This window comes from Streptomyces sp., assembly GCF_036524955.1.
GTDB lineage: Bacteria > Actinomycetota > Actinomycetes > Streptomycetales > Streptomycetaceae > Actinacidiphila.
On sequence record NZ_DATDBG010000285.1, the window covers coordinates 1 to 9,325 of the forward strand.

A 9,325-nucleotide genomic window follows, 5' to 3' on the forward strand; every position below is an offset into this window, starting at 1 on the left:
CACGTCGCCGGCGCGATCTCCCTGGAGGACGCCCTCGTCATCGCGGTGCACCGCGGCACCGTGCTGCACGCCGCCACCGGCAAGGGCCGGATGGCCGTCGCCGGCGTCACCCTGGAACGGGCCCACGAGATCCTCGCCGAACGCCGCCCCGGAGCGGTGTGGGTGGCGGCGAGCAACAGCCCGGGCTCCACCGTCTTCTCCGGTGAGGGCGCCGCCCTTGAGGGCCTGGCCAAGTCCCTGGAGGCCGACGGCGTCTACTGCAAGGTCCTGGAGTCGGTCGAATTCGCCTCCCACTGCCCGCTGATGGAACCCGTCGCACAGGACCTGTGGCGGCTGCTGTCGGACCTGCGACCGCGCACCGGCGCCATCCCCATGATCTCCACCGTCACCGGCCGGCCCGCCGACGGCGACCGGCTCGACGCCGAGTACTGGGCGTCCAACCTCACCCAGCCGGTGCTGTTCGACACCGTCGTGACCGCACTCGCCGAATCCGGCCACGACGTGTTCGTCGAGATGTCGCCGCACCCGATGCTCACCGACGCCGTCACCGAGCGCCTGTCGTCGTACGGCCACACGGCCGCCGTGTCGTCGCTGCGCCGCGACCAGCCGGGTCGCGCCGCCGTCCGCGCCGAACTCGGCCGGCTCTACACCGCCGGGTACCAGATCGACTGGACCCGGGTGTACGGCCCCGCCGGGCCCATGGCCGACCTGCCCACCTACCCCTGGCAGCGCTCCCGCCACTGGTTCGCCGACCGCACCCGGCGCCGGCCCGAGCACCGCGGCCACCCCGTCCTGCGCTCCCACGTCCGCTCGGCGCTGGCACCGCACGCCGCCCACTGGTCCGCGCCCGTCGACCTGGCGGAGTTCCCGTACCTGACCGACCACCAGGTGGGCGGCAGCCCCGTCCTGCCCGCCGCCCTGGTGCTGGACGCCGCGCTCGCCGCCGCACGCGTCCAGCTCGGCGCGGAGGCCGAGCTCACCGACCTCCGCTTCGCCCGGCTGACCGTCGTGCCGGAGGAGGCCGACGACGCCACGCTGCAACTGGTGCTCGTCCCCGAGACCGCCCGCACCGGCTCGCTGCGGCTTTACACCAGGACCACCGCGGACGACGAATGGACCGAGGCCGCCCAGGGCGCCTACCGCCACGCCGTACCCGCCTCCGGCGCCGCCGCCCAGCCGCTGGCCGCCGTACGCGACCGCTGCGCCACCCCCGTCGCGGCCGACGACCACTACGCCGCGCTGCACCGGACAGGGCTCGCGTACGGACCCGCCTTCCAGGGCGTCGAGGAGCTGTGGCGCGGACCTGCCGAGGCTGTCGGCCGGCTCCGTGACCGCTCCGCCCTCACCACCGACCGCGGCGAGCATCCCGTCCACCCGGCCGTGCTCGACAGCGCCCTGCAGGTGCTCTCGGCCGCCCTCGGCGCCCAGGACCAGCCGGCGGCCGCCACCTACCTGCCCGTGCGGGTGGGCGGCTTCACCCTCTTCACCGAGCGGGCCGCGCCGCGCTGGGCCCACGCCGCCGTCACGGCGCCCGAGCCGGGCGCCGAGGAGATCACCGGCGCCGCGGTCGTGCTGTACGACGAGTCCGGGGCCGCGGTCGGCGAGATCACCGGCATCGCCCTGCGGCGGCTGGACCGCGCCCAGGACGCCGACCCGCTCACCGAGGCCCTGCACGACGTCGCGTGGCTGCCGGCCCCCGCCGAGGCCCCCGACATGTCGCGGCCCGGCACCTGGCTGCTGTTCGCCGACGCCGGCGGCACCGGCGCGGCACTCGGCGCCGCACTGCGCTCCGGCGGCGGCACCTGCGTGGCCGTCACCGCCGGCGCCGCATACCGCAAACTGGACGACACGAGCTACGAGCTGGACCCCGCGCGGCGCGAGGACGTCGCCGCACTCCTGGCCGAGCTGGCCGCGGCGGGCACCCGCCCCGACGGCATCGTCCACGCCTGGACCCTGGACGTCGAACTCACCGACGACGACGGCACCCCGCGGCAGCTCCTGGCCGCCGAGGACGCCGCCACCGTGCCCGTACTGCACCTGGTGCAGGAACTCGCGCGGTCCGGGCAGGACCCCGCCCCCCGCCTGGTGCTGCTCACCCGCGGCGCCCAGCGCGCCGCCGCCGGCGACGAACTGGCGGTCGGCCAGGCACCGCTGTGGGGACTGGCCCGCGTGATCGGGCTGGAACACACCGAACTGCGCCCCACGGTCGTCGACCTGGACCCGGCCCGCCCCGACGGCGAGGCAGACGTGCTGCTGGCCGAACTGCTGCGCCCCGGCGACGACGACCAGGTCGCCCTGCGTGACGGCGAACGCCTGACCCCGGCACTCCAGCGGTCGACGCCCGCCGACGCGGACCCGGACAACCGGCCCACCTGGACCTTCGACGCCGCGCGCGACGGCAACCACCGGCTGCTCGCGGCCCGCCCCGGCAGCCTCGCGAGCCTGCGGCCCACATGGTGGCACCGCACCCCGCCGGGACCCGGCCAGGTCGAGATCGAGGTCGCCGCCGCCGGCCTGAACTTCAGCGACGTGCTCAAGGCCCTGGAGACCTACCCCGGCGCGGAGGGCATCGTCCCGCTCGGCGCCGAATGCGCGGGCCGCGTCAGCGCCGTCGGCGAGGGCGTGACCCGCCACCGGGTCGGCGACCGGGTGATCGCGGTCGGCGCGAACAGCATGGCGGCGTTCACCACGCTCAGCGAGCACCTGGTGGCCCCCGCACCGCCGTCGCTCGGCGACGACCAGGCCGCCGCCGTGCCCATCGCCTTCCTCACCGCCGTCCACGCCCTGGAGCGCCTCGGCAGGCTGCGCGAGGGCGAGACCGTGCTCATCCACTCCGCGACCGGCGGCATGGGACTGGCGGCCCTGCAGGTCGCCCGGCGCCGCGGCGCCCGCGTTTACGCCACGGCCGGCACCGACGAGAAACGCGAACTCCTGCGAGGCCTCGGTGTCGAGGCAGCCATGGACTCGCGCTCACTGGCCTTCGCCGACGAGATCACCGAACGCACCGGCGGCCGCGGCGTCGACGTCGTGCTCAACTCCGTCACCGGCGAGGCCCTGGTCCGCAGCATGCGGCTGCTGGCCCCCGGCGGCCGGTTCGTCGAGGTCGGCAAGCGCGACATCCACGACAACAGCCACATCGGGCTGGAGTTCTTCAAGGACAACCGCGCCTTCCTCGCCGTGGACCTGGAAGGCACCATCCGCGAGCAGCCCGAGGAGATCGCCGAGCTGTTCACCGACGTCGTCCAGGGCTTCGACCGCGGCGAGTTCACCGCCCTGCCCGTCACCACCCACCCCTTCGCCGAGGCGCCGGCCGCCTTCACCGCTATGGCGCAGGCCCGGCACACCGGCAAGCTGGTGCTGGTCCCCGATCCGCACGAGCGCGTCACCACCGCCCCGGGCGCCGCCCCCGTACGACCGGGGGCCACCTACCTGATCACCGGTGGCCTCGGCGCCCTCGGCCTGGAGACCGCCCGCTACCTGACCGAGCAGGGCGCCCGCCACCTCGTGCTGGTCGGCCGCAGCGCTCCTTCGGCCACCGCCGAACGCGCCGTCGCCGAACTGCGCGGCCGCGCCGAGGTCGCCGTGGTCGGCGCCGACCTGTCCGGGCGCGACGGCATCGACGACGTCCTGGCCCGCATCGACGCGACCATGCCCCCGCTGGCCGGGATCGTGCACGCCGCCGGCGTCCTCGACGACGGCCTGCTGACCGGCCTGAACCGGGAGCGGTTCCATGCGGTCGCCGGCCCCAAGTCCGCCGCCGCCTGGCACCTGCACCACGCCACCTTGGAGCGCGAACTCGACTTCTTCGTCCTGTACTCCTCGGCCGCCGCCGTGCTCGGCTCGGCCAGCCAGGGCAACTACGCCGCCGCCAGCGCCTTCCTGGACACGCTCGCCCACCACCGGCGCTCGCGCGGGCTGCCCGCGCTCAGCATCGACTGGGGCCCCTGGTCGCAGATCGGCCTCGCCGCCCGCCCCGACCGCGGCGGGGCCCTGGCCGCCCGCGGCATCGAGAGCATCAGCCCCAGCGATGGCATAGCGACCCTCGACCTGCTGCTGCGTGCCTCCGCCGCCCAGGTCTGCGTCCTGCCGCTGGACCGGGACAAACTGCGCGAGCACCTCGGCGGCGGCCTGCTGCGCACCCTGCTCGGCGACCCGGGCGGGGACGACTCGGCCGACCGCCGACCGCTGGACGAGGTACGCCGCAAGATGCTCGCCGTCGAACCGGGCCGCCGCCGCAGGGCGGTACTGGCCGAACACTGCCGGGCCGTCGCGGCCCGCGTGGTGGGCGCGGAACCCGCCAGGATCGACACCAGCGCACCCATCACCAGCATGGGCTTCGACTCGCTGCTCTCCCTCGAACTGCGCAAGTCGCTGGAGTCCTCGCTTCGGGTGCAGCTGCCCTCGACCGTTACCTGGCGCTTCCCCACCATCGACGCCCTGGTGCCGTACCTGGCGGAGCGCATGGACATCGAGCTGGACACCGGCCAAGCGGCCCCCGGGCAGCCCGCCGAGGAGTCCGCGCCGGTCCGGCCCGCCGCCGCGGCCCGCGTCCCGGAGAGCGCCGGACCGCCCGCGGCCGACGCCCTGCCCGACCTCGACTCGATGTCCGCCTCCGAACTCGAAGCGCTCCTGCTGGCCAAGACGAAGCAGATCGACGAAGGGGGTCAGCGATGACGTCACCGGGACCCGACCTGGTGTCCGCCGACACGCTCAAACGCGCCTATCTGACGATGGAGCGGCTGCAGCGCCAGGTCCAGGAGTACGAGCGGGCCCGCACCGAGCCCATCGCCATCGTGGGCGTCGGCTGCCGTTTCCCCGGCGGGGTCACCGACGCCGCCACGTACTGGCGGATGCTCACCAGCGGCACCGACGCCGTCGGCGACATCCCCGCCGACCGGTGGGACCACGACGCCTTCTACGACGAGGAGGCCGGCAAACCGGGCAAGATCTACACCCGCTCCGGTGCGTTCCTCGACGGCCTCGACCGGTTCGACCACGACTTCTTCGGGATCTCCCGGCGCGAGGCGCTGGCGATGGACCCGCACCAGCGCCTGACCCTCGAAGTGTCCTGGGAGGCCCTGGAGGACGCCGGGCAGGCCCCCTCCGGGCTGGCCGGCAGCCGTACCGGCGTGTTCATGGGCGTGGCCAGCTCGGACTACGTCACCTCGCGGATCCGCCACCCCGAGGAAGTCACCGCCTACACCAGCTCCGGTGCCGCCGCCAGCTTCGTCCCGGCCCGCATCGCCTACCTGCTCGATCTGCGCGGCCCCAACATCACCGTCGACACCGCGTGCTCCTCCTCGCTGCTGGCCGTCCACCAGGCATCCCAGAGCCTGCGCGCGGGGGAGTGCGACATGGCGCTGGCCGGCGGCGTCAACGCGGTGCTGTCCCCGATCCTGATGATCTCTCAGTCGCAGTTCGGCTCGGTGTCCCGGCAGGGCCGCGCCATGTCGTTCTCCGACAGCGCCGACGGCTACGTACGTGGCGAGGGCTGCGGCGTCGTCGTCCTCAAGCGGCTGTCCGACGCCCTGCGCGACGGTGACCGCGTCCTCGCCGTCGTGCGCGGCGGCGCCGTCAACCAGGACGGCCGCAGCGCCGGCATCACCGCGCCCAACGGCGCCGCGCAGCGCGACGTCTTCCGCCGCGCGCTGGCCGCCGCCGCAGTGGCGCCCGACCAGGTCGGCTACGTCGAGACCCACGGCACCGGCACCCGCCTCGGCGACCCCATCGAAGCCGAGGCCCTCGCCGACGTGTACGGCCGCGACCACGGCGCGCCGGTCTACCTCGGCGCCGTCAAGACCAACTTCGGCCACCTGGAGGCCGCGGCCGGCATCGCCGGGCTCATCAAGGCCGCACTGTGCCTGGACCGCGCCGAGATCCCGCCGAATCTGCACTTCACCCGGCTCAACTCCAACATCTCCTTCGACGGCACCACCTTCGAGGTGCCCACCCGCCTCACCCCGTGGCCGCAAGCCGACGGCCGCCGGGTCGCCGCGGTCAGCAGCTTCGGCCTCAGCGGCACCAACGTCCACATGATCCTCGAGCAGGCCCCACCGCCCGCTCCGCCCGCCGCCGACGACCGCAGGCCCGCCTCCGTCCTGGCGCTGTCGGCCCGCAGCGAGACCGCGCTGACCGCCCTCGCCGGCCGCTACGCCGACCGGCTCGCCGACGGCGACGACACCTCCCTGGCCGACCTGTGCCACGCGGCGGGCACCGGCCGCTCCCACTTCCGCCACCGCCTCGCCGCCGTCGGCGCCACCCGCCAGGAGGTCGCCGACCAGCTCGCCGCCTTCGCCCGCGGCGAGACCGGCCCCGGCCTGGTCCAGGGCGAGGCCGGCAACCCCGAGGTCGTGTTCCTCTTCACCGGCCAGGGCGCCCAGCGACCCGGGATGGCCCGCGGCCTGTACGACACCCAGCCCACCTTCCGGCGCGCCGTCGACGAGTGCGCGCAGATCCTGCGCCCCCTGCTGGACCGGCCGCTGCTGTCCGTGCTGTTCCCGGACGATCCCGCTGACACCCAGATCAACGAGACGGCCTACGCCCAGCCCGCCACCTTCGCCGTCGAGTACGCCATGGCCCAGCTGTGGCAGTCCTGGGGCATCACCCCCGCGGCCGTCCTCGGCCACAGCTTCGGCGAGTGCGTCGCCGCCTGCGTCGCGGGCGCGATGTCCCTGGAGGACGGCCTGGCGTTCGCGGTGGAACGCGCCCGCGTCATCCAGGAGTACTCACTGCCCGGCACCATGGCCGCGGTGTTCGCACCCGAGGACGAGGTCGCCGCCGAGATCGCCGCGCACCCCGGCCGGATCGCCGTCGCTGCGGTCAACGGCCCGGCGAACACCACGATCTCCGGCGACCGGGACCTCGTCGAGGCCATGTGCGCCGCCTTCGCCGCCCGCGGCGTCAAGGCCAAGCCCCTGCACATCGCCTCCGCCGGGCACTCGCCGCTGATGGACCCCGTCGTCGAACCGCTGTCGCGCGCCGCGGAGAAGATCACCTTCACCGCCCCCCGCATCCCCCTGGTCTCCAATGTCAGCGGCGAACTGTGGCCCTGGGACCAGGCACCCGGCCCCGACTACTGGGCCCGGCACGTCCGCGGGACCGTGCGGTTCGCCGACGGTGTACGCACCCTGCGCGACATGGGCTACCACACCTTCCTCGAAGTCGGCCCCGCCCCGACCCTGCTCGGCGTCATCAGCGACGCCCTGCCGCCCGGCCACGACGACCTGCTGCTGCCCAGCCTGCGGCCCAAGCAGGACGACTGGGAGGTGCTGCTGCCCACGGTCGCCGAGCTGTACGCCGCCGGCGCCGCCGTCGACTGGGCCGGCTTCGACTCGGACTACGCCCGCGCCAAGGCGCCGCTGCCCACGTACCCCTTCGATCCGGTCCACTGCTGGCAGCCACCCCTCCCCTGGGACGGCAGCGCCCCGGCCGTGCCCGCCGCCGACGGCACCCCCGAGGCCGCGGAGGACTCCCGCGCCCGGCCCGCCCGCGCCGCCCGCCGCTCCTCGCGCGCCCGGCGCCGGGCCAGCCGTATCCCCACCGCCCCCGAACTGCTGGAACTGGGCGAATCCGAGCGGCTGGACACCCTCGCCGCCCAGTTCGTGCTCAGCGTCAAGGACGTCCTCGGCTCCACCTCCACCGACGTGGGCCTTGACGAGCCGCTGACCGGCTTCGGCCTGGACTCCCTGATGGCCGTCGAACTGCGCAACGAGATCCAGAGCAGACTCGGCCTCACCCTGCAGATCACCGACTTCCTCGGCGGCGCGACCATCCACAGCGTCGCCGAGCGCCTCGTCAAGGAGCTGGCCGCGACCGGCGACACCTCCGAGACGGGCACCGCGCACGACGGCCCCGGGGCACCTGCCGCGATCCGGCGCGTGCCCCGCGCCGCCGACATCGCCGCCGAACTCCTCGCCGAACTCACCGGTCCCGCCGTCCAGGACCCCGGCTCGGAGGAACGGCAGTGACCGACGACGACCTCGCCCGGCGGCTGGCCGCCCTCACCCCCGAGCAGCGCGCCCGCTTCGACGCCCTGCTCGCCGAGCGCACCGCCGCCGAGGACACCTTCCCGCTGGCGGTCCTGCAGCGCGGCACCTGGTTCCTCGAACAGCTCCGGCCCCGCAACCCCGGCTACATCGTGCCCGGCGCGGTCCGCATCGAGGGCCCCCTCGACACCGGCCTGCTGCGTGCGGCGGTCGCCGAGATCGTCCGCCGCCACGAGGCCCTGCGCACCACCTTCCAGCTCCGCGACGGCGCCCCCGTCCAGGTCGTCCACCGCCACCTGGCCCTCGACATCCCCGAAACCGACCTCGGCGGCCCGGGGTACACCGACGCCGACCGCCAGAAGTGGATCGACGACGCCCTGGCCGAACCCTTCGACATCGACACCGGCCCCCTGACACGGGCCCGGCTGCTGCACACCGGCCCCGAGGAGTGCGTGCTCGTCGTCGCCATGCACCACCTCATCTCCGACCGCTGGTCCACCGCGGTGTTCCTCAGCGAACTGTCCGAGCTGTACGAGGCGTTCTCCGTCGGCAAGCCCTCACCGCTGCCCGACCTGCCCATCCAGTACGGGGACTTCGCCGCCTGGCAGCAGCAGCAGCTCGACAGCGGCGGCTGGCAGCAGGACCTGGAGTACTGGCGTGACCACCTCGCCGGTGCGCCCTCCGTGCTGGACCTGCCCACGGACCGCCCCCGTCCCGCCGTCCAGGGCTTCAACGGCGGCTCCGTCCCCGTCGACCTGCCGCCAGCCCTGATCCGCGAACTGGCCGCGCTGGCCGGCCGGCACGGGGCCACCCCGTACATGGCGCTGCTGACCGTCTTCCAGATCCTGCTGCACCGCTACAGCGGCCAGGACGACATCGTCGTCGGCGTACCCAGCGCACTGCGCGGACGCGCCGAGGTCGAGCCGCTCATCGGTTACTTCGTCAACACGCTGCCCATCAGGGCCGACCTGTCCGGCAACCTCGCGTTCGAACAGGTCCTCACCCGCGTCCGCGACGCGTGCCTGGGCGCGTACTCCCACCAGGACGTCCCCTTCGAGCTGATCGTCGCCGACCTCAACACCCCCCGCGACCTCAGCCGCCCCCCCGTCTACCAGGTCAGCTTCAGCTACGGCCGGGAACCCGTGCCCACCCTCGCCATGGCCGGCGCCCGCCTCACCCGGCTCCCGGTCAGGAGCGAAGGCGCCCGCTTCGACCTGGAACTCCAGGCGTTCGACACCGACGGCGGCGTCACCGGCTGGTTCGAGTACGACCGTGACCTGTTCGACGAGGCCACCGTCGTCCGTCTCGCCGGACACTTCCGCCGCCTCGTCGAACAGGTC

3 protein-coding genes are annotated in these 9,325 nt (G+C 74.4%); all 3 read left to right on the forward strand.

Annotated features, from left to right (window positions below; all coding sequences use genetic code 11):
• Nucleotides 1-4,674 (forward strand): SDR family NAD(P)-dependent oxidoreductase (locus tag VIW71_RS22820; protein ID WP_331624389.1); only part of this gene is annotated, 4,674 nt, incomplete at its 5' end.
• Nucleotides 4,671-7,967, forward strand: coding sequence for a type I polyketide synthase (locus VIW71_RS22825; RefSeq protein WP_331624390.1), 3,297 nt, complete (start codon nucleotides 4,671-4,673; stop codon nucleotides 7,965-7,967). The genes VIW71_RS22820 and VIW71_RS22825, both read left to right, overlap by 4 nt.
• Nucleotides 7,964-9,325, forward strand: a 1,362-nt coding sequence (locus VIW71_RS22830) for a condensation domain-containing protein (RefSeq protein WP_331624391.1), incomplete at its 3' end; no start/stop codon positions are given. The genes VIW71_RS22825 and VIW71_RS22830, both read left to right, overlap by 4 nt.

What these genes read in the sequence shown, in the direction of transcription:
- VIW71_RS22825 (WP_331624390.1), top strand. Translation starts at nt 4,671, where the DNA reads ATGACGTCACCGGGACCCGACCTGGTGTCCGCCGACACGCTCAAACGC.